The following is a 20,008-nucleotide window of genomic DNA, read 5'->3' as shown; positions in this document are numbered from 1 at the left end:
CGTCTCTTACTACGAAAACCCTTCCATCAGGCAAGGCTGATCATAATGACAAGGAAATCGAGATGTCTAAATTATCGTTTGCGACACTGCCATTTCTGCTGGCTTCGTGTGCCGTCGCAACTGAAACCGTCAAGCAAACCGATGTTGGTAACGTTTATGTTGATCAAAGCGGCCACACGCTTTACACCTTTTCCAAAGACCCCAATGGCCAATCGGTGTGCAATGGCAATTACGCGATTAACTGGCCTCCGCTATTCGCCGATGAAGCGAACCGATCACTGTTTGGCGACCATGCAGAATTCAGCCAAATCACACGATCTGACGGAACGGAACAATGGGCATTGAACGAAAAGCCTCTTTATCGATGGAAAAATGATACCCAAGCAGGAGACATTGCTTGCGCGGGCACTAAAGGCGTTTGGCCCATTGCGCGCGCTGACGACGTGACGCTGAGGATTTACAATAACGGTAAACAACGCTTTTTAGTGGATAGCGACAACATTACCCTCTATACCTTTGATAAAGATAAAAATGGCACGTCGAACTACTACGGTGAATGTGCAACAAAATGGCCACACGCTATGGTTGCCTCTGCCTTGCTTTCAAAAGGTGTCAATGCGCTTGAACTGACAGGCGGATATGGCATGACTCAGCGTAACGATGGCATCTATCAATGGACTTACAACGACAGCCATTTATACCGATGGTTTAAGGACAAACAGCCCAGAGATATCAGTGGTAATGGTGTGAAAAACGTCTGGCATATCGTGCAACAATGAGGTGAATAGTGAGTGTAGATACAATTGAAATTGGCCACCTACTCTCACGCATTGCGCTTCGAGACCGAAAGGCTTTCGAAGCGCTTTACGTGTTAACTAATGCTCGCTTGTTTTGCCTGCTCAAATCGATAGTTAAAGACGAGCAAATCGCAGCGGATCTATTGCAAGAAGGCTTTTTGAAACTCTGGTTTGGGCGCCCTTCGTACCCCATTAACCATCCTTGGGCATGGCTCTGTCAAAGCATGAGAAACCTTGCCATTGATGAACTTCGACGAGCACGTTACACAAAGGAAGAATTCAGGGCTGAGCCAATGAATGAGACCGATTTTCTGTCTGTCAGGCCCAGTCATAATCCCGACGCTCATTCACAGAAAATGCAAGATTGTTTGCTGGCCCTGTCCGTCGAGAAACGTAACGTGATCGTCCTCGCTTATGAGCATGGCATGAGCCATCAGGAAATCGTAAAACATGTCAGTACGCCGTTGGGAACGGTGAAGTCGTGGATTCGTCGCGGGTTAATGGAGCTGAAAAAATGTCTGAATTGAAGTCAAGTCATCGCTACAACTCACAAGAGCTTCGGGACAAACTGGCGGCAGAATATGTACTCGGCACTCTCCCCCCGCGCGTTCGTCGTAGGTTGGAAACCTTAACGGAAAATGACCCAAGCTGGTGGGAGTACATTGAGATTTGGCAGCAGCACTTTTCTGCCTTTAATCCGGCCATAGATGCCAATACCGATGACAGCCAATTTTCAACGCCCCCCGCTTCCGTATGGAAGAACCTTTCATTGGCGATCTTCCCTTCATCGACAGGCAACAAAGCATCGACAAACACACCCGAAAACATCAAGCCTTCGTTGTTTAGACACCCTTGGTTTGTTCCGGTGGGGTTTGTCTTTTCCTTGATGGTGGGGATATTAATCAGCCCTGTGTTTGTCTCACAGACTCCGATCTCTTCTGTCGCTCAGGTTAAACCAGCATCCTATCTCGCCATGATGTCGTCCGCCGACGAACCCAACCTGTTTGCGCTGGTTGCGTATCAAGGCGCCAAACCCGGTGAATCTAATCTCCGCTTACAGCGAAACTTAAGGGACACAGACCTTCCGATGGAAAACGCGGTTGTATGGATGGTCGACAAAGATACGGGCACCCGAAAAGAAATTGGCTCCCTGCGCAGCATCAATGACACCCGATTTATGACGCCAACAGAATGGAAAGCACTCAAGAACAGTACTGAGTTGATTGTGACAGCCGAAATGTCGCCAACCAGTCAGGTGTTGTACCGCGGACGCTGTGTACAGTTGAGCGACTGGAACGCGATTTAATCTAATCACTCGCGGATTTCACCCAATTCTCAGGCAAAAAAATCCCGGCATCCAAGGAGGAAATGCCGGGTACAGATATCAGAACCGTAAGAGCAGGACTGTTATCAATGGAGTGTGTTCGCGCTAATGCCAACTCGAAAGGCCTTAGCGCAGAAGATCACGACGCAGAAACAGAAAGCCCGTTTGCATCAAAAAAGTGAAGTTTGTTGGCGTGGAACTGAAGACCAACATGATCTCCCGCTTCAACTTCACTTTCTCCGTCAGTGCGAACGGTCAATTTGCCCAATTCGCCGCAATCTACAACTAGATAGATATCCGCACCTAGGTATTCAGTCACATCAATAATGCCTTGGCAGTCACCTTCTTCCGGAGACACCAGATCAATGGCTTCAGGTCGAACACCGATTTGCGTTGCTTCACGCCCATAAGGATACGCACCGCCTTCGCTACCACCCGCAAGCACATACTTATCGCCTTCTGTCATGCAAGGCATCACATTCATTTTTGGACTACCAATAAACTGCGCCACAAACAGGTTTTCAGGGTGGTTGTACAAGGTTTTTGGGCTGCCCACTTGTTCAATGATTCCGCCTTGCAACACCACAATCTTGTCGGCAAGCGTCATAGCTTCAACCTGGTCGTGGGTCACGTAAATCATGGTGGATTTCAGTGATTGGTGCAGCTTGGCAATTTCATAACGCATTTCAACGCGCAAGGAGGCATCAAGGTTAGACAGAGGTTCGTCGAACAAAAACGCGGTGGGATCGCGCACAATGGAACGACCAATCGCAACGCGCTGACGTTGACCGCCCGACAAATTGCGTGGACGCCGATCTAAGTACGTATCTAACTTCAGCACTTGCGCGGCGTAATTCACTTTTTCATCGATTTCCGCTTGAGGACGCCCCTGTGTTTTCAAGCTAAAGCCCATGTTCTCGCGCACCGTCATGTGCGGATACAAGGCATAACTTTGAAACACCATAGTGAGGCCACGTTTCGCGGGAGGCTGATCGGTCATATCAATATCATCTATCAAAATCTGCCCGCGGCTAGTTTCTTCAAGCCCAGCGATCATGCGCAACAAGGTCGATTTACCGCACCCTGATGGCCCAACGAAAATGACGAGTTCGCCCTCTTCAACAGACAAATCGATTCCTTTGATCACTTGCGTGTCGCCATACCACTTCTCGACACGATTGAGTTGAATAGATCCCATGTTCCTAGCCTCCTGCTATATCTGACAACGACCATGACAACCACACTGATGCGGTCCATGTGAAATGACCACCGCCCGCCGGTGTTCCATCGTCTGCGTTGAAATATTCTGCAAATCCAAAATTCGATATCAGCCCTGCGGTTTGTTGTCGCACCGCACGCGCCAAGACGACATGGCCTTGATCTTCCAGCCCCCAGCCAATCAATGCGTTCATGAACCCCCAAACAGGGCCGCGCCAGTAACGCATAGCATCGTATTTATCACCCGCGGGGTCATAGCTCGGCACAATGTAATGTCCGCTCGCCAACAAACGCTCGAGGTGTTCAACCATGCCGGGGCTTTCAATACCTGCAAACCAGCAAAGAAAGGAGGCATTCGACAAACTGCCTGCGAACTTACCATTGCGAAGATTGACACTGTCGAACGCTTTCATTTCTTCGTTCCAAAGCTGCATGCAGCCTTGTTCTAGCGTTGTAATCCATGCTTCCACTTCACTGACATCTTCACCGAGCATTTTGCCTATTTCGGCCAGATCACGATGACCGCGAAGCAATGTGAATGTCAGGGTAGGGTCTGCGACACGCAGTGGCCCATTCTTGGCAATTTCTTCCTCATCCCAGCCCGAGTCTCGCCCAAAATACAGCAGCGCAAGATAGCGATCGTAATCAAGCTTGGTCGGGCGCATGGAAGCATCGACGTGTGACGTATCACGACGTTTGTACTCACCGACAGCGGAGGTATCAATCGCTTCTGAGGCTTCATCCCAATCCGGTGCATTGTCTCGGCCACTTTCCCACGGGTGCGTGCTCGCAATCGCGCCAGACTCACCACGACAGTCCATGTACCAACGGTGCCATTTCACCAATGCAGGATAGAGTTTTCTGAGTTTCTCTTCACCCAAGACGGTATCGCGCTGGTAGATTCTTCTTGCGAAGGTCGCCACCAACGGCGGCTGACTGATCCCCGATGAGGCAATCGGCCCTTTTCCCTGCCACACATCGGGGCCGGGGAAGTAGCCTTCATCGGGCTGATGGAACACAATGTGCGGCACCATGCCGTTGTCCCATTGCGCGGTGAATAGCGTTTCGATTTCCTGCCATGCGCGCGGCAGATCGAAGGTGGAAAAACCCAATGCTGCAAAAGCACTGTCCCAGTTCCACTGATACGGGTAAAGCCCCGCTGTTGGCACTGTGTATCCGCCACGATCATTGTCTTTCAATATATCGATAGCTTGTTGATCTAACTTTTCCATCATCGCTTCCCTAAACAGTTCGTCTCTGCATTTTTCATTTGTTCATCCACGCCGCTACTTCACCGATCCGGCAGTCAGGCCTTTCACCATAAAGCGTTCAAGCCCAAGGAAAATTAGCATGATGGGCACAGTGGCAATCACGGCCCCAGCCATTAAGTGCTGCCTTGGGATCTCGGAGCTATTGAGCATGGCGACGCCGCGAGTCAGGGTGAATTTCGACGGATCGTCCAACAACATGAAAGCGAGCAGGAACTCGTTCCACGCAATCATGAACACGTAAAGCGACACCGAGGCCATGGCAGGCAGGCTAAGCGGTAAGGTGATCTTCCAAATTACTTTCAACCGAGAGAGCCCATCCATCAGCCCCGCTTCTTCCACTTCGGCTGGCAAGCCACGGAAGTAACCTTGCAGCATATAAAGCGCAACAGGGATGGTGGTCACAGGGTAGATAAGCAAAATGCCAAACAGCGAATTGCGCAGGCCAAGCATGCTGAATCCGATGTAAATCGGCAGCGCCAGTACGATCATTGGCACCATATAAATCAGCAAAATGGAACGGGACATTGCCGCTTGTCCGCGAAAACGTAAACGTGCGACGGCATACGCGCCCGGTACACTGAACAACAAAGTAACAATCACCGTCGCGACGGAAACGCCAAAGGACGTCAGCAGATATTCACCGAAGTTAAACTGCTCGAACAATTCGGTGTAGGAACGAAACAAGCCAAACCCTTTGTCGAGGTCGAGACTGAAATCAAGCGGATTAGCGAGCAAGGCTTGCTGACTTTTGAGGCTAGTCATCACCATCACATAAAACGGCACTGCCACAATAATGATGAAGAACAAGTAGCCAAACCAGTAAAGGAAATTGATGATCGCGCCTTCAAACTCATGGCGGTCCAGCCACCCTTGTGGCGCATCAACCAACATGCGTGATAGCGGCCAAACGGTGAACAGTGCCATAACCACAAAAGCGACCGCTTGGGACAAAGTATGCACTTCCAATGGCAGAGAAAACGGCTCTAACCCTGTCATGACCAGAAACAGTAGCAAGAACACTGTCGTGCCACTGACCACCAACGCCGTTCCTTCAAGGCGATGCTGCATTCGCAGTATATACACTGCCGCAACGGCCCCAGCGATGAGCGAAGCCATCATCACGGGTGCGACGGCTGCGCCTGTCATCAGTGCAAGAGCAACAGTAACCGTAACGGCTGAACTCGCGCCCCACGCAGCGCCAATCATCGCGCTTACGAAATCAGATTGGCGATACCAAATGTGTTCGGTAACGGTTCTCATAACCCCTCCTCCCTGCTGACATAACGGAAAAACAAGAACGAGAAAATCAACAAGCACGCGAAGATCACCACAGCAACCGCTGCGCCCGCGCCAATATTCGACAAGGCAAAAGCTTGCTCATACACGTTCACGGTAAGAGTACGTGTGCCTGCATTACCGCCAGTGAGCAGGAAAATGTCGTCAAATTTGTTGAAGGTCCAAATAAAGCGCAACAAGAAAAGCACCGACAGAATGCCCAGTAGTTGCGGAATAGACAGATACCAAAACTGTTGGAACGGTGATGCGCCATCCATACGTGCGGCTTCATACATATCGGCGTCAATGGATTGCATTCGCGCCAAAATGAACAAGAAAGAAAGGGGGAAGTAACGCCAAATCTCAAACACGGTGACGCTAATCAGCGCGAGGGGCTTTTCACCGAAGAAATTGATCGGCGCACTGATCGCTCCCATCTGAATCAACAGCGCATTGGCGGAACCCGAAAAGGGATCAAACAAAGTCACCCAAGTAAACGCCACCGCTATCACGGGTGCGACATACGGGAACAGCATTAAGCCGCGAATAATACCTTGGCCTTTAAAGGTTTTGTTCAACAACAACGCCGCCATCATGCCCACAACAAGCGCGCCTATGGTGCCAAACACGGTGTAAAAAATGGTCACCCACAGCACTTCAGCAAATTCTTCGCTATCAAACACTTTGACGAAGTTATCCAGCGTAAAATTGGCGTTGAATAAGTCTGAGCTGCTCACCCCCGTCATTTCGGCTGGGTAATCACGCATCCCAACAGGGTTGGCAAGATAGGCTTCTTCCACCACGACGGGGATCTGGAATCTCTCTTTGTAACCCGGCGTCCAATTACCCAGATCACAATTCAGTTCACGTGCACTGAGCGTACAATTCTCTGGCACAGACTGAACCGCTAACCCTTCTGGCAACACGTCTTTCAGTGTGACATTGTCAATTGGCTTTTCTCGTGAGCGGTTGGTGAGGCGATATTCAATCTTAATCTCATCGCCGACCGCGGTTGCTTTACCGCGAAAACGCTCGTAAACATTCGGTTCAACCGGACGCAGATCAGCGAGCTGTATCGGTTTTACACTGATCCAAAAAATGGTCAGTAATGGCAGCAGCACAACCAAGGCCACTGAGATTAAAGTGGGTGATAACAGCCCCCACGCTAAACGGGTTTCACGCCGTTGCAGCGGCCCCACCCCCTTGGGCGGTTCAGGCTTGATCGTATTGATTTGTTCGCTCATCCCAATTCCTTGGATAATATCTGCCCATCAGGAGCGGAAGAATCCGCTCCTATGAAGGTGAATGTGAAAGTGACATTATTGGATTTCGGCTAACGCCTTGTTCATGGCATCGACAGTGGATGAAGCATCACGCTTACCGTCGATGTATTCGCGTACCAGTCGGTTGATGGAATGGCTGTTAATCACACGAGACGCCAGCGCTAATTGCCCCTCTGCGACACCCCAACGTTGCGCGTTGTTCAAGCCATTCACTATCTCTTCAATCATTTCAGCTTCGTACAGCTCAGAAAGTGGTGCTTTGCGATCGACGCCAACAGGCAATTTCGACCATGCTTCGGTATAAAGAGTAGGGTTAGTTTCGTCGCCACGGCGAACCGGGAATTTGCCTTCTGGCGCAATCGCCAAGGTATTGGTGTAGCCATCACTCATTGAATAGCGCACAAAGGCCATGGCGTTATCAATGTCAGCATCTGTCGTGATACCGAAGTAACGCACATCACCCCATGCCGCGCCTTCAGGATTAGACGGGCCTGAAAAGCGTGTCACGATACCGGTTTTTGATGCCAGTTCACGGCTGGTTGGATCGCTGTTAATCGTTGGTGGCGCACTGTCTCGCAGGCCTGCTAGCTCATCAAGAATGAAGGGGGACCAAATGATCATGGCTGCCTTGCCTGCAAAATAAAGCTCGCGAGATTGCTTCCAATACAACTCGCCATCTGGCGATGCATTGGCAATTGCTTTGTAGAAATCGAGCACTTCTGTGGTCTTTTTCTTATCCAGCATTTGAATGCCATCTTTGTTGACAGGAGAAACACCGTTCGCGAGGAAAACATGCTCAAGCACTTGGCTCATGAAGTTTTCATCCACTTTGGTAGCGGCGACAAAGCCGAACATTTCAGGCGGGTTGTGAAGTGCTTTCAGCGCCGCAACCACATTCGCGAACGAATCAGGAGCCGCCAATTTCTTCTCGTCGAACAAATCTTTGCGGTAAACGATCATTTGCGTCCAGCCATCGACGGGTATAGCCGCGTAGCCATCAGGCACTGTGGCCATTTGCAACGCACCAGGCGCAAAGGTATCGCCACCCAATTCTTCAATGACTTCCGTGGCGGCATCGGCGTCCAAAATGCCAGCTTCACTCCAGGGCAAGGTGTATTGCAGTGGGTGATAAATCACGTCAGGTAAATCGCCTGCTGAAAACGCGGCCGTTGCTCGCGTTCCAAGATCGCTCTCGGTCACAGGGATCACTTCTACCTTGGTACCTGACAGTTTTTCAAAATCCTGCGCCATCTCTTTTTGTCGCTCAAGACGCTCAGGCTGTTCTTCCGTGGTCCAGAATCTCAACGTCTCGGCAGACACCGATGAAGCGCCAAACAACGCGGTCAACACGATACCCGCTAGCCAACGTCGCTTACCTGCTTGCTGATTGTTCATGGTTTTCTCCTTATGGTGCGCATCAATCACACTTACTACACATTGCTGCTACCGCTCTCTTCATCACGATGATCATGATGACAATGAGAACGGCGTTGTATCAGTTGGGCATCAACAAGCTCTCGTAACGCTTCCGGTTTTTCGCCACTGATTTGGCGCAGCAACAAGGTCGCAAGTTGCTCTCCGGAGTAACGCATATCCACAGAAAACGTCGTCAAAGGGGGTGATGAAAACTCACTTTCCGGTAATCCGTCGTAACCGATCACGGCCAATTCTGAACCGATGTCTAGCCCTTTTTCTGCTGCTGCTCGGTACACACCTAGCGCAGCAATATCTAACGCGCAAACAATCGCTGTCGGGGGAAAAGGCAAATTGAGCAGAGCTGAACCCAATCGATGACCAGCGGCTTTCGTGATGCCTCCAGACACAATCAGCGATTCGTCAATCTCAAAGCCAACACTTGTGACCCCCTGTCGATAGCCATTTTCACGAAGGCGGCTGTAATTGTATTGCTGACCACCGTTAACAAACGCAATGCGTCTGTGGCCTTGTTTCGCCAGTAATTTCACTGATTCGCACATGGCTGACTCACCTCGAATATCGAAGTAGCTGACACCAGTTATGTCGGGGATTCGGCCAAAAATCACGAACGGCACCTTGGCGTCTGTGAGTAACTGAACACGAGGATCTTCAACGCGACTTCTCGGCAAAATGAACCCATCAACTTTGTGCTCGGCAATCAAACGCGTCAGCGTAGCCAGTTCATCGTCTTCACTGTTGGCGGTCGCAACGGTTAACGTCCAGTTTTCGCGGCTCACTGCTCGGCTGATCCCATCAATGAAATTGGTCAAAAAGGGACGGTGCGCGTTGTCGTTGCCTAAATTCAACACCAGCCCAATCGCCCTAACTTGTCCTGTTTTGATCGCTTGTGCGTAGCTCAATGCGCGATACCCCATTTCCTCAGCCTTTGCTCTCACACGTTGTTTGGTTATGGGTGAAATATCAGGATAGTCATTGAGGGCACGCGATACCGTGCCTTTACTCAGGCCAAGAGCACACGCGAGATCATTAATGGTCGGTCGTCTGTTTCGTTGTGCTTTTGCCACATTGGCCGAGCGAGAACTGAAAACCATAAATCACTCATAGTTTGTATCGTTAATTTAAAAACTATTTAACGAAACCGGTTTCGGCAAATAATTAATGTGTCAATATCGAGAAAAAATGCACCAATAAAGGGAGATGTTGTGAGTAGAGAGTATGGCAAGATTTGATAACGGGTTTGAAAGTAGCAGATGGTATCGTCAGCAGGTCACGCGTTGAACACCACAATTGGACATGGGAAAACTCATCATTCCTGATGTGAAATGGCAGGTCGTGACGGCGAAAGCCATCTCCCTCTTCTGCCTAAACGAAAAAAGACCAACTTGCTTGCTGGTCTTTCAATGAATATTTTGAGCGATGCTGTCTGCTAGATAGCGGGCGTTAGCGCGTTAATAACCAACTTACTACAGTTTACGCCCTAGCCTTTTCTCAACCTGTTTCTTTTCCCATTCTGGGCCAAAAAGGTTCAGCACTTCAAAGGCGCTAAGACCGTGGGAAACAATGCCAATCCCCCACCCCATGGCTGGCCACCATGCCCAAATATAATCAGGGCTGATCATAAAGTTCAAAATGAACAATCCCGTAATAACCAACACGTAACTGACAAGGTGTGAGTAGAATCCCTTGATTTCGCGCACTTGGTTGAGAACACGCGTTTCTTCTTCGGTAATTTTAATGTCTGCTGTCATCTCTGGCTCCGGCTCTTTTTGAAGGTCTGATACTTGAAGTTCAAATACAGCAGCCAAAGATTTCAGTGATTCCAATCCCGGTTTGTCTCCACGTTCGATACGTTGAATAGTGCGAACGCTGAGCCCGCTCATCTCTGAAAGCTGCTCTTGAGACCAACCGCGCTGTAACCTGAGTTTTCTGACAATCATTATTGAATCCTTTCTGCTGTGTGCCCTTTCAATCTACAAAAAACCGGAGAACACTGGCTACGACACCGTCGTGACACTTACCTGACAGTTGTTTAAAAACATAGGTTTAGTACTGTATATCACGGGCATCAACTTAGCCCGCCAGCAATGCGACAGAAAACCGACGGCACGACGAATGTAACGAAATAGCCCGGATAGGTGCCATGAAATTACACACCCAAACGCACCGACAGCCACGCTGCAATATCTTTTATCTGCGCCATACAGACTTGATGTTCCATGGGATACGTCGACCAATTTGGCGTAAAGCCCGCAGCGAGCAAGTCGTCTCGTGCTTCTTCTCCCATTGCCGGCAATACCACAGGATCGAAACTGCCATGCATGATTTCTATCGGAAGCGCACGATTTACTGCTGAATACTCAATAGTGTCGGAGGTCGGAAAATAGGTTGATAACGTGAGCAAACCTGCCAGTGGATGGGGAAAGCTCAGCGCCGCTTGATACGCGACAGCGCCGCCTTGAGAAAAGCCTGCCAGAATAATGCGCTCTGAGGCAATGCCACGTGCCATTTCTCGCTCAACCAAATCAGTGACGCTTTTTGCAGATGCCAACAGTTGTTCCGTATTGAGTTTACGCCCCGCCCCCATCTCTAAAATGTCATACCACGCTGGCATGACCATACCGCCATTGACGGTGACAGCAAGGGAGGGTGAATGCGGAAAGATAAATCGCACCGGTGCAGACGCCGGTAAACGCAGTTCGGGTAGGATAGCTTCAAAATCATGACCATTTGACCCAAGACCATGTAACCAAATCACGCTAGCCGTGGCGGCGACTTGGGGTTCCACTTCTACACATTTAAGCATTGTTGTCTGTCCATATAGATATCGTTATGCCTGGTAGACATAACGATACAGCGAAGCATTCCAAATGGCGACTGGCCGTTACCGTTAAACACTGCGCTCATTTTCAATCACCAAGATGTTGGAACAGGCAGGCAGAGGTAGAGGTAGAGGTAGAGGTAGAGGTAGAGGTAGAAGATTGAGAATTGAAGATTGAAGATTGAAAACGATGACCCATATCGCACGTAAATGACTTCACGTGCGAATGCGTGACAGGCTTAAGCGGGTGTCGGCATTTCAGTGCGAAAAACAGTCGCCATCGGAACATTTACCATAATTGAACGGTCAAGCTGTCCCACTTCCATCGCGACCGGACGCTCACCTTCACCGTCAACCAGCAAACCCGTGAGCCCCTTTAGCGGGCCGTTGATAACGGCAACCGTGACACCCTCGACAAGATTGTTGGCGATTGATGTCGATTCATCATAGTGATGAAGAATGGTTTTGATTTTCACAATGTGCGTTTCAGGGATCGCGGCGAGGTAATGACCATTTCTGATCATATGAGAGAAACCTGGCGCTTCCTTCACCTGAGCCAATCCTTCAGGCAGGGTGCGCACGAACACATGAGATTTAAACAATGGCTCATACGTCGTCTTGGTTTTAAAGCCAATCATTTGTCTAATAGCCCGACGCGGCAGATAAACGTCATACCCTTTGGCCAACAAATGTTCGAACAACATGCTCTCAGAATTGGCGTGGGTATAAACTGCATACCAGCGATAGTAATGCAATTCGCGATCTCCTATTTGGGCGAGTGCCAACAAGAAAAATACAAGGTTGGCATTTAAGGCAATGAGGATGGAACAATCAAACACTTACACGGCGGATGCCGATTTTCCGGAGCGATAATATCGCTTCAGCCCCTTACAGAGAAGCGAAAAAAAGCAATGATGAGAGATGGTTTCCTAAAGCAGGTGTGTGGATAGGATTGGTGTCACATCAATCCTTGGTGAAATGTTTAGTCAGGAAGTGCAATTGATGCTCTATGGGGTATTCGTCGAGCGACATTTTGCACTCGTATCCTAACTTTTCATAAAAAGGTTTTGCTTGAAAACTGAAGGTATCAACCATAGAAGAATGACAGCCTTGTTCAATCGCATAGGCTTCCATTTTTTCCATCAGTGTCTGACCAATCCCTTTGCCGCTCAATGATGGCTCGACCCAGAGAAAACGAATGTACATCCAATTCCCCCATAGGCGAGAAACAATACCGCCAACGCGAACGCCCTTATCATCAACCGCATACATGCCGATGTGTGTTTCTTTTATATGATCAACAAACGGGTCGTTGAAGGCGCGAAGTCCAACAAGCACATCATCAATATCTAGCTTGCTGGGGTCGACTACAATCTGATAATTCATCACACCTCCTTGTGCGAAAAGCGAAAGCTTGGAAGACAATCCCGCTAAGCGCTCTGGTGCTCTTCGGCAATGGCCTGCTTCAACTGTTTAATGCGCGTTTCTTTATAGCCAAAAATACCAAACATCGCGATGGTGACGCCCACACAGGTATAAAGCTGAACTTGCGTGTACACATTGAAGTTTGAGATCAGGAAGAACAGCATCAATGCCATCAGAACAACCTGAATGATCCAACGCGATTTGTCATTGAAGTTGAACGTTTTACTTTCTTCGTCGTACTTAACGTGGACACGGCCAACAAGAAAGCCGAGGTTTATCAGCAAACCGTCGTTATCCGTCGCTTCTTTATAATCAATGCGGTTTAACGCCAAGTATTTTTCCAGACCTTTCAGATCCATGAATTCGTTCTCCTTCAAACGCAAAAAGGCAGAAAACAACAACACGGGTTTTCTGCTCGCCCAGATAATACCAGAACGCTACAAGGGCAGCAGTGCCTAATGCGCAGAACAGCCCCGCAGTACTCACACAAAAAAGTGAGAAAATATTTCACCCCTTTCAGAGACTCGCCCGTTTATATCGAAAAACCCACGATAAAAAGGATCGGGATATGAAGCGTAATCAAGTCTCTATTGCTGTTGCAGCAGCACTCACGGTTATCATTGGCTGCTCAGAATCTATCAATGACAACACACCAAACGCTAAAGAAACGCCCACCCCTGCCATTCAGGAAGAAGTCTTGGTGTCGCGAGTGGAAGTGGGAGTGAAAGCAGTAGAAGTAGAAGCCGATGCCATTCAAGTCATGCCATCTTCTCCAACAGCAAAAATCGCCTATCACCGTGCTGCGCATAAACAGTTGGCGGTGATGTCGATGCCAAACCCTGCCCCTTACCTTGCCGATCCATTCTTCGAGCCAGAAAATCGCGATAAGTATCTCGACACCCCGAGCAATAGCACTCATTTGGTCGCGACTACCCCGTTATCGACCTTTTCAGTCGATGTCGACACCGGCAGCTACGCCAATGTGCGCAGCTACCTCAAGATGGGAAATACGCCACCCGCGGATGCCATTCGCGAAGAAGCTTTCATCAACTACTTTGACTACAACTACCCTGCGCCGTCCAGCAAGGTTCAACCGTTTTCAGTCAACACAGAGCTGGCATCAGCGCCATGGAATGCTGAACGTCAACTCTTGCGTATTGCACTCAAAGGCTATGACATTCCTATCAACGAGCGAAAACCCTCAAATCTCGTGTTTCTGGTTGATGTCTCCGGCTCAATGAACGAACTCAACAAACTGCCCCTGCTAGTGCAAAGCCTTTCTCTGATGGTGAAGAACCTCGGCAGCGACGACAAAGTCAGTCTGGTGACATACGCCGGCAACGCGTCCGTGGTGCTTGAACCAACGCAAGGTGATGATCAACAAGCCATCATCAACGCCCTGAAAAGCCTGCAAGCAGATGGTGGCACATATGGTGAAAGTGGCATTAGGCTCGCCTATCAACAAGCAAAGAATGGCTTTATCAAAGACGGGGTTAATCGCGTGATTTTGGCGACCGATGGTGATTTCAACGTCGGCGTCACCAGCCTGGATGCACTGAAAGATTTGGTGGAAGAGGAACGTGAAAACGGCATTTCTCTGACCACGATTGGATTTGGACGCGGAAACTACAACGACGCCATGATGGAGCAACTGGCCAATATCGGTGACGGCAACCATGCCTATATCGATACCCTGCATGAAGCACAGAAAGTGCTATTGCGTCAGATGAGCGGCACACTGCAAAGCATTGCATCAGACGTGAAAATTCAAGTCGAATTTAACCCTAACACCGTCAAAGAATACCGTTTGATCGGCTATCAAAACCGCAAACTACGCGATGAAGATTTTAACAACGACAAGGTTGATGCCGGAGAGATTGGTGCAGGCCATACTGTCACCGCGCTTTATGAGGTGACACTCGTTGGCGACCAAGGCCGCATTGACGATCTCCGTTATCAGGTCAATACATCTGGCAAAGCCGGCTTTGGTGACGAACTGGCGCAAGTCAAAGTCCGATACAAACTGCCGGGCGAAGAACAAAGCAAGCTCGTTGGCGACCAAGGCCGCATTGACGATCTCCGTTATCAGGTCAATACATCTGGCAAAGCCGGCTTTGGTGACGAACTGGCGCAAGTCAAAGTCCGATACAAACTGCCGGGCGAAGAACAAAGCAAGCTCACCACCCAATTGGTGAATAACAACAAAGACAAACGCCAGTTCACAGAAGCAAGTACCGACTTTCAGTTTGCCACCGCCGTTGCTGCCTTTGCGCAGAAACTCAAAGACAATCACTACGTGGATGGTTTAGCCTACAGTCAAATTGCTGATATCGCGCGGGAAAACCGAGGCGACGATCCGCACAACTATCGTGGTGAATTTGTAAGCTTAGTGGAGATAGCTCAGAGCCTGTAATGGACAATCAAAGCCTTTAATGAACAGTCTAACTGACGAACAACTGATGGTGAGTTTCAGCAAGGGCGAACAACGCGCCTTTGCTGAACTGTATCAACGCCATAAGAATCCGTTATATCGCTACTTCGTCAGACAACTGGGCGCGAGCCAGCATGCCCGCGCAGAAGAGCTGTATCAGGATGTTTGGTATCGTGTGATCGATAAGCGCGAAAGCTACGCACACTCGGCTAAGTTCACCACTTGGCTTTATCATATCGCCCACAATTTGGTGATTGATGAGCACCGGAAAAACCTGTCGTCTAACGCTTACGCCAAATCACTGAGCGATGAACAAAAGCACACGCCAGACATGGACGGCGATAAACCGCAAGCCATCAAAGCCTGCATGGCCTTATTGGCACCTTTGCAGCGTGAAGCCTTTCTGCTGCGCCACGAAGCGGGGTTTGAACCCGCACAGATCTGCGAAATTTTGGGGGCAAAAGCCGAAGCCGTGAAAACACGCCTTCGCTATGCGATGGAGCAACTTCGTGAGTGCCTGACGAAAAAACTCGGAGAACGCCAATGACAGCGCCATTCAAAGATGAAGACATCGTCGCGCTGTACAAGGAAAGCGCGACTGAAACCCCAAGTGATGCCTTGGATAATCGTATTCTTGCCCATGCAACATCCGCTACTCGCAAACCCGTTCCTTGGTGGACGTATGCAGGCGTCGCCGCCACGGTCGGATTCATTGCCTTGCTCGCACCGTGGAAGTGGGTCGACCAAAGCCTGCAATCACCGGCTCATATTGAATTGATGGAAGCGCCAATACCAAAGCAGAACCTCCAGCAAGCAGAAAGCCTAGATCTGGAATCCACGATAGAGGCTGAGATAGAAATAGAAGCCGACACTGCGCCGTTGGAAGCGCGATCTCTGCTGAAATCCCAGCCAACCGACGCCTTTAAATCGATAGATAGCCAACGCACACCGCAAGCAAAATCCAACGCGGCCATCAAAGCCAAACTCAATCCATTTGCAGAAGTGGAAAGCTTGCTTGCAGAGGGCGAGAAACAGAAAGCCATTGCATTGTTAAAGCAACAACTGGACGCACAGCCAGCGTTATATGGCTCGCTGCCTGATTACCTTAAACAATTGCTTGAGGAAGAGCCGGCAGAGAGCAGAGAGTGATAGGGCTATCCCTGCGCTATTCAGTCACCTTGAGGGTTTTGCTTCGCACTGATGTCGGCATAGGTGTGAAGAAGCTCTGTCAGGGCGTTAACCCATCCAAATACATCCACAGGTGCATTTTTCAGTGTTGCTTCAACGTGCTCACAATGGGCTTCAAGGGAAATTGCTTGCTCCAATCGAAACGATATTGCATAGAAATGCCACAGGATTAATCGTGTCATCCTTTCACTATTTTGCTTCGCATTGTCTGAGTCATCAAAGGCTTGTTGATTTTCACTCAGTGCGATAGCTGTCATACGTAGCATGGCATCAAGGCGTGCAGACAACAGGCGCTCTTCGCTGTCTATTTCTTCTTGCTCAAACGTGAAGATTTCACTCATCACGTCTTCAGGCACCATTCGGCTTATGATGCGAGCACTAAACTCTTCCAGTTCATGGCGTGGCATGGTGACGAGACAGTCAAAGGTGTAATCGCGAAGCATAAGGTCACTCTAAGTCGTTATAGATTTCAATTGCCGCATTCTAAATGCTGAAGTGTGATTTGCCACGGTTTTATTGGCGCGTCCTCCGCCACTTAATCCTCCCTCCTTCTCAACGCTTGCTCTACATGTTCTGCACAGCAAGGCGAGTAATTGGATTGAGATATTTAGGGACAACAAAGTGCTAGAACTGTTCGGTCTAGCACGAGTATGGACAGAAACGTGTCAGCCCCTTTGCTAAATTAGTTATTAATGAATTACGACAGGTATGGAAAAAGGAAAAGAGCCACTGTCAGGTTCGATAGCAATAGAGAGAACGAAGCCGATCCTACAAGTCCCAGCAAGCAATCCCACAACAAATAGCCCGCATCCAGCGGGCTTTCTGTCGAATCACGAACTAATCGAACTACTTTTTTGCTTTTTGTTTTACATTCCACAAGAAATGACTTGGATTAGCCGTGAGTTTTGATCTGTAGTCGCTATGTGATTTCATTCCACTAAGCCCTGCTATGCCAGTAGCAATCAAACTGGCCCCGCCGGTCATGACACTAAAACCTAAACCCGCTACGGCAATTGCTGCTTCAGCAAGATGGGTATTTCTGATGTGCTTAATTTGAGGTGCGATCTGGCGCATCTGTACTTCGAATAGTTCATGTTGAGTATCTTCGATAATTGCTTTCACACGATTCAGGTTAGTTTCATGCCTCGCTTCACGCAGCCCTTTTTCTAATTCAGCACGGAATGACTGGAATGCTTCACCGTCGTTGTTTCGGATAGACATCAAATCAGCAGAGGACACTTGTTCCAAGAATGGCACGTCCATCTGTAGTGCACAATTTAATGTATTAGCTTGAATATCCGTACTACCGACATCCATGTTAAGCAGATTGCTTTCAAATGGATGTTCCGTACCAAACATGCAGCCAAGGTATTCAGATAATGCTATACGCTTACTTAGGTCAATGAAGTGATTTCGTGCGGTTTGATTTACAGATTGATTTACCCAAGCTTCAAAGTCAGCTTTACTGGGTGGCACAGAGGACATCTTTTGAATGATGGTGAATACGTTTTCTTCATCAGTCGGTTCAAATTTTGTTGGGTTTAATACATAACCCATAGCGAAGCCACTTTCCATGCCTTGAAAATGAATGCTGATGTTTCTACATGGATAAAGATCTCGCATTACAAGCATTCGTCCTTTATCGTTTTGAACACTTCGAACATCTGCACTAGCTTTGTACTGTTTTAAGATGTTTGGCGGTAAGCAATCTTCAAATCCAACATCTGAGTGGAGCACTGGTACTTCAGCACCCTTTTCAAGTTCAAAAGTAACTGGGTACAGTTTGACGTAACCACCTGCTACTAACGGACGTAATTCAATCAGTCGAACCGCTGCTTTGGCTAGTTTCTCGCGGTCTACTTTTGGGGTTGACGCCATGCCCATAAATGACGTCAGAGCTTCTGTAGCTTGGGTTCTAAAGTCCGTTAGTTCAAAGACTGGATCTTCAACTACAACTTCTTCTAGATACAGTGCAGCCTGTTTTAGATGAGAAGTATGAGACAGGGTATCAGTTGCCAAACAACTAACTACACCGTTAGATTTCACTACATCACGTATTTCGGGCAGTACCTTTAAGCAGTATTCACGATACTTGATAAGTTCCTGTTCTAGTACAGCGTCTGACAGACCGCTGTAAAACCTAGTTACGAGTGTACTATCAAGTAGCAATGAATCATTTAAGTAGTCGTATGCGTAGCTTCCCATCGTTTCTAAATCCGTGTTGATAAGGCTTCTATATTCTATCTAGTTTCGAGTGCTAAGTAATTGAGTTGAAGCCTGCACTAGAGATAAAAGTCCATGATCTGACTCGACGAGGTTAGTGTCTACGACAGAGTGCCAAGCACTGAGAGTTTTAACTAGCATTAATTCTTCCCGAACATTAACCAGTGAAATATAAGGCATTATCCCATTGGCTATAGCTACCCCTAAGACATTACACAGATAAGAAAAAGTAGGTCGAATCACATCACTGTGATTAGTCGCGTTGAGCGTTACTAGCAAGGAAAGGGGCAAAAGTGTGTTGGAACATCACCTCGACACTATTCGTTGAAAAACTCATCGGTACTATGTTCTTACCCAACACATAGGCACAAACCTGATGCCATTAAATACCGCTTCGCTGTCGGTGGTGTTGAAACCTTGGGATGCGTAAAAGCTGACTGAATTAACCGATGCCCTTAAACGAACTTCGTCCGCATCCGCTAGCGTTAACAGGTGCTGCAAAAGTAGCTTACCTAAACCCCTTCCTTGATAATCACTGTCGACGAACAAATGCGTTATATAGTCTTTGTCTCTGATCGCGCCAAAGCCGATCACTTTTCCATTATCAGTCATTTTCGCACTCTGAAAGCACGTTCGATCAAACGTCGTTTCTACGTCTGGCAGGACTTTCGTGGCAAAGAACTCCCGCCCTTCTTCACTAAAATGTGGAAGGATATTTGTATTAGCCACACGACCAACCAACTCAACGACTGATGCTAAATCGGCGATTTCCGTTTCTTCGATAATCATTATTCACTCTTCGCTCATATGACGACTGACACCGGATAGTTAATTGGATAATTAGGGCTTACTCACTCACTTCAATTTTTGAAAGTGGACAAAAATAGTAAGTCCCACCAGCGATTAACGCGCCAAGCACGAAAGCGAACAAAACATTGAAGTCAAAACTCAAGGCGACTTGGATCGAAATGACTGAACCAAAACTAGCAATAATGACTGCCGACATAGAAATACGCCAAGCTTTATCACAATGAGAACAACGCTTTGCACGCATCGTCCGTGTAAACAGAGCTTTAGAAAAAGGTATCGTTCTTTCATTGCAGTGGGGGCATTTCAACATACATATTTATCCAAATGACTAAAGTGATAAACATCAGCTAAAACTGACATGACAAGAAGTTGCGGACACGCCTATGTGCCCTTCCCCACCATAAATGTCGGTTTAGCGATCCGGACGTTTTAATGCATTAAACTAAACCATAAAGTCCGATATAGCGGAAACCCTATCGGTCAAATATCGGCAACGAGCTCATTTAAT

At 48.4% G+C, this 20,008-nt stretch carries 21 protein-coding genes; 6 read left to right on the top strand and 15 right to left on the bottom strand.

The window, feature by feature from the left end; all coding sequences use genetic code 11:
- The first annotated feature begins 62 nt into the window (after positions 1 to 62).
- Genes ACED36_RS08525 through ACED36_RS08515 form a run of 3 tightly spaced genes read left to right on the top strand, consistent with a single transcriptional unit; the run spans position 63 to position 2,103 of the window.
- The gene (locus ACED36_RS08525; RefSeq protein ID WP_371733108.1) at positions 63 to 779 is read left to right on the top strand and encodes a hypothetical protein; all 717 of its coding nucleotides are present in this window, start codon (positions 63 to 65) and stop codon (positions 777 to 779) included.
- Positions 780 to 787: 8 nt separating this feature from the next.
- Positions 788 to 1,324 carry an RNA polymerase sigma factor gene (locus ACED36_RS08520; protein ID WP_016959995.1) on the top strand — a complete coding sequence of 179 codons (537 nt, stop codon included), beginning with the start codon at positions 788 to 790 and terminating at the stop codon, positions 1,322 to 1,324.
- On the top strand, positions 1,312 to 2,103 hold the full coding sequence (locus tag ACED36_RS08515; RefSeq protein WP_371733107.1) for a hypothetical protein: 792 nt from the start codon (positions 1,312 to 1,314) through the stop codon (positions 2,101 to 2,103). Before ACED36_RS08520 ends, ACED36_RS08515 begins: the two co-directional genes overlap by 13 nt.
- Positions 2,104 to 2,260: 157 nt before the next feature.
- Here ACED36_RS08515 and ACED36_RS08510 read toward each other — a convergent pair whose 3' ends face one another.
- The 11 genes from ACED36_RS08510 to ACED36_RS08460 form a co-directional block, all read right to left on the bottom strand.
- Positions 2,261 to 3,319: an ABC transporter ATP-binding protein gene (locus ACED36_RS08510; protein ID WP_017003121.1), complete on the bottom strand. Its 1,059-nt coding sequence runs from the start codon at positions 3,317 to 3,319 to the stop codon at positions 2,261 to 2,263.
- Between the two features lie 4 nt (positions 3,320 to 3,323).
- Entirely contained in the window at positions 3,324 to 4,571 is a 1,248-nt protein-coding gene (locus ACED36_RS08505; protein WP_371733106.1) for a hypothetical protein, read from the bottom strand.
- Positions 4,572 to 4,625: 54 nt separating this feature from the next.
- Positions 4,626 to 5,870 carry a carbohydrate ABC transporter permease gene (locus ACED36_RS08500; protein ID WP_371733105.1) on the bottom strand — a complete coding sequence of 415 codons (1,245 nt, stop codon included), beginning with the start codon at positions 5,868 to 5,870 and terminating at the stop codon, positions 4,626 to 4,628.
- On the bottom strand, positions 5,867 to 7,129 hold the full coding sequence (locus ACED36_RS08495) for a carbohydrate ABC transporter permease (protein ID WP_016959990.1): 1,263 nt from the start codon (positions 7,127 to 7,129) through the stop codon (positions 5,867 to 5,869). Before ACED36_RS08495 ends, ACED36_RS08500 begins: the two co-directional genes overlap by 4 nt.
- A 75-nt stretch (positions 7,130 to 7,204) precedes the next feature.
- Positions 7,205 to 8,563, bottom strand: a complete 1,359-nt coding sequence (locus ACED36_RS08490; protein ID WP_016959989.1) for an ABC transporter substrate-binding protein — start codon at positions 8,561 to 8,563, stop codon at positions 7,205 to 7,207.
- 35 nt (positions 8,564 to 8,598) lie between these two features.
- Positions 8,599 to 9,696 carry a substrate-binding domain-containing protein gene (locus ACED36_RS08485; RefSeq protein WP_016959988.1) on the bottom strand — a complete coding sequence of 366 codons (1,098 nt, stop codon included), beginning with the start codon at positions 9,694 to 9,696 and terminating at the stop codon, positions 8,599 to 8,601.
- A 372-nt stretch (positions 9,697 to 10,068) separates the two neighbouring features.
- Positions 10,069 to 10,542 carry a 2TM domain-containing protein gene (locus tag ACED36_RS08480; RefSeq protein ID WP_016959987.1) on the bottom strand — a complete coding sequence of 158 codons (474 nt, stop codon included), beginning with the start codon at positions 10,540 to 10,542 and terminating at the stop codon, positions 10,069 to 10,071.
- Between the two features lie 209 nt (positions 10,543 to 10,751).
- Complete coding sequence (locus tag ACED36_RS08475) at positions 10,752 to 11,408, bottom strand: alpha/beta hydrolase (RefSeq protein ID WP_017006599.1); 657 nt, start codon at positions 11,406 to 11,408, stop codon at positions 10,752 to 10,754.
- 254 nt (positions 11,409 to 11,662) lie between these two features.
- Positions 11,663 to 12,178 (bottom strand): transcription termination/antitermination NusG family protein, encoded by a 516-nt coding sequence (locus ACED36_RS08470; RefSeq protein WP_241819103.1) that lies wholly within the window; start codon positions 12,176 to 12,178, stop codon positions 11,663 to 11,665.
- Between the two features lie 208 nt (positions 12,179 to 12,386).
- Positions 12,387 to 12,809: a GNAT family N-acetyltransferase gene (locus ACED36_RS08465; RefSeq protein WP_016959984.1), complete on the bottom strand. Its 423-nt coding sequence runs from the start codon at positions 12,807 to 12,809 to the stop codon at positions 12,387 to 12,389.
- Between the two features lie 44 nt (positions 12,810 to 12,853).
- Entirely contained in the window at positions 12,854 to 13,207 is a 354-nt protein-coding gene (locus tag ACED36_RS08460; protein ID WP_016959983.1) for a hypothetical protein, read from the bottom strand.
- Between the two features lie 209 nt (positions 13,208 to 13,416).
- Between ACED36_RS08460 and ACED36_RS08455 the strand changes: the two genes are divergently transcribed.
- The 3 genes from ACED36_RS08455 to ACED36_RS08445 are packed head-to-tail and all read left to right on the top strand — an operon-like array spanning position 13,417 to position 16,428.
- Positions 13,417 to 15,261, top strand: coding sequence for a von Willebrand factor type A domain-containing protein (locus ACED36_RS08455; protein WP_371733104.1), 1,845 nt, complete (start codon positions 13,417 to 13,419; stop codon positions 15,259 to 15,261).
- Between the two features lie 19 nt (positions 15,262 to 15,280).
- Positions 15,281 to 15,826 (top strand): sigma-70 family RNA polymerase sigma factor, encoded by a 546-nt coding sequence (locus ACED36_RS08450; protein WP_371733103.1) that lies wholly within the window; start codon positions 15,281 to 15,283, stop codon positions 15,824 to 15,826.
- Positions 15,823 to 16,428, top strand: a complete 606-nt coding sequence (locus tag ACED36_RS08445; protein WP_371733102.1) for a hypothetical protein — start codon at positions 15,823 to 15,825, stop codon at positions 16,426 to 16,428. Before ACED36_RS08450 ends, ACED36_RS08445 begins: the two co-directional genes overlap by 4 nt.
- A gap of 20 nt (positions 16,429 to 16,448) precedes the next feature.
- On the opposite strand, the gene ACED36_RS08440 is transcribed toward ACED36_RS08445, so the two are convergent.
- From ACED36_RS08440 to ACED36_RS08425, 4 genes are all read right to left on the bottom strand, one after another.
- Positions 16,449 to 16,910, bottom strand: coding sequence for an exoribonuclease R (locus tag ACED36_RS08440; RefSeq protein WP_371733101.1), 462 nt, complete (start codon positions 16,908 to 16,910; stop codon positions 16,449 to 16,451).
- 403 nt (positions 16,911 to 17,313) lie between these two features.
- Positions 17,314 to 18,672: a hypothetical protein gene (locus ACED36_RS08435; RefSeq protein ID WP_371733100.1), complete on the bottom strand. Its 1,359-nt coding sequence runs from the start codon at positions 18,670 to 18,672 to the stop codon at positions 17,314 to 17,316.
- A gap of 360 nt (positions 18,673 to 19,032) precedes the next feature.
- Positions 19,033 to 19,479 carry a GNAT family N-acetyltransferase gene (locus ACED36_RS08430; RefSeq protein ID WP_371733099.1) on the bottom strand — a complete coding sequence of 149 codons (447 nt, stop codon included), beginning with the start codon at positions 19,477 to 19,479 and terminating at the stop codon, positions 19,033 to 19,035.
- Positions 19,480 to 19,537: 58 nt separating this feature from the next.
- Entirely contained in the window at positions 19,538 to 19,696 is a 159-nt protein-coding gene (locus tag ACED36_RS08425; protein ID WP_371733098.1) for a hypothetical protein, read from the bottom strand.
- Positions 19,697 to 20,008: the final 312 nt, after the last annotated feature.

Source organism: Enterovibrio sp. FF113, assembly GCF_041439165.1.
Lineage (GTDB): Bacteria > Pseudomonadota > Gammaproteobacteria > Enterobacterales > Vibrionaceae > Enterovibrio > Enterovibrio norvegicus_A.
The sequence above is the reverse complement of the archived record's forward strand: the minus strand, read 5'-3'. Positions and strand labels throughout refer to the sequence as shown.

Bases quoted from the DNA above. Each gene is read 5' to 3' on its own strand.
- ACED36_RS08500 (WP_371733105.1), bottom strand. From the start codon at position 5,870: ATGAGAACCGTTACCGAACACATTTGGTATCGCCAATCTGATTTCGTA.
- ACED36_RS08430 (WP_371733099.1), bottom strand. From the start codon at position 19,479: ATGATTATCGAAGAAACGGAAATCGCCGATTTAGCATCAGTCGTTGAG.
- ACED36_RS08460 (WP_016959983.1), bottom strand. From the start codon at position 13,207: ATGGATCTGAAAGGTCTGGAAAAATACTTGGCGTTAAACCGCATTGAT.
- ACED36_RS08455 (WP_371733104.1), top strand. From the start codon at position 13,417: ATGAAGCGTAATCAAGTCTCTATTGCTGTTGCAGCAGCACTCACGGTT.
- ACED36_RS08475 (WP_017006599.1), bottom strand. From the start codon at position 11,408: ATGCTTAAATGTGTAGAAGTGGAACCCCAAGTCGCCGCCACGGCTAGC.
- ACED36_RS08515 (WP_371733107.1), top strand. From the start codon at position 1,312: ATGTCTGAATTGAAGTCAAGTCATCGCTACAACTCACAAGAGCTTCGG.
- ACED36_RS08495 (WP_016959990.1), bottom strand. From the start codon at position 7,129: ATGAGCGAACAAATCAATACGATCAAGCCTGAACCGCCCAAGGGGGTG.
- ACED36_RS08510 (WP_017003121.1), bottom strand. From the start codon at position 3,319: ATGGGATCTATTCAACTCAATCGTGTCGAGAAGTGGTATGGCGACACG.
- ACED36_RS08445 (WP_371733102.1), top strand. From the start codon at position 15,823: ATGACAGCGCCATTCAAAGATGAAGACATCGTCGCGCTGTACAAGGAA.
- ACED36_RS08450 (WP_371733103.1), top strand. From the start codon at position 15,281: ATGAACAGTCTAACTGACGAACAACTGATGGTGAGTTTCAGCAAGGGC.
- ACED36_RS08425 (WP_371733098.1), bottom strand. From the start codon at position 19,696: ATGTCGGCAGTCATTATTGCTAGTTTTGGTTCAGTCATTTCGATCCAA.
- ACED36_RS08435 (WP_371733100.1), bottom strand. From the start codon at position 18,672: ATGGGAAGCTACGCATACGACTACTTAAATGATTCATTGCTACTTGAT.
- ACED36_RS08490 (WP_016959989.1), bottom strand. From the start codon at position 8,563: ATGAACAATCAGCAAGCAGGTAAGCGACGTTGGCTAGCGGGTATCGTG.
- ACED36_RS08505 (WP_371733106.1), bottom strand. From the start codon at position 4,571: ATGGAAAAGTTAGATCAACAAGCTATCGATATATTGAAAGACAATGAT.
- ACED36_RS08485 (WP_016959988.1), bottom strand. From the start codon at position 9,696: ATGGTTTTCAGTTCTCGCTCGGCCAATGTGGCAAAAGCACAACGAAAC.
- ACED36_RS08465 (WP_016959984.1), bottom strand. From the start codon at position 12,809: ATGAATTATCAGATTGTAGTCGACCCCAGCAAGCTAGATATTGATGAT.
- ACED36_RS08440 (WP_371733101.1), bottom strand. From the start codon at position 16,910: ATGCTTCGCGATTACACCTTTGACTGTCTCGTCACCATGCCACGCCAT.
- ACED36_RS08525 (WP_371733108.1), top strand. From the start codon at position 63: ATGTCTAAATTATCGTTTGCGACACTGCCATTTCTGCTGGCTTCGTGT.
- ACED36_RS08480 (WP_016959987.1), bottom strand. From the start codon at position 10,542: ATGATTGTCAGAAAACTCAGGTTACAGCGCGGTTGGTCTCAAGAGCAG.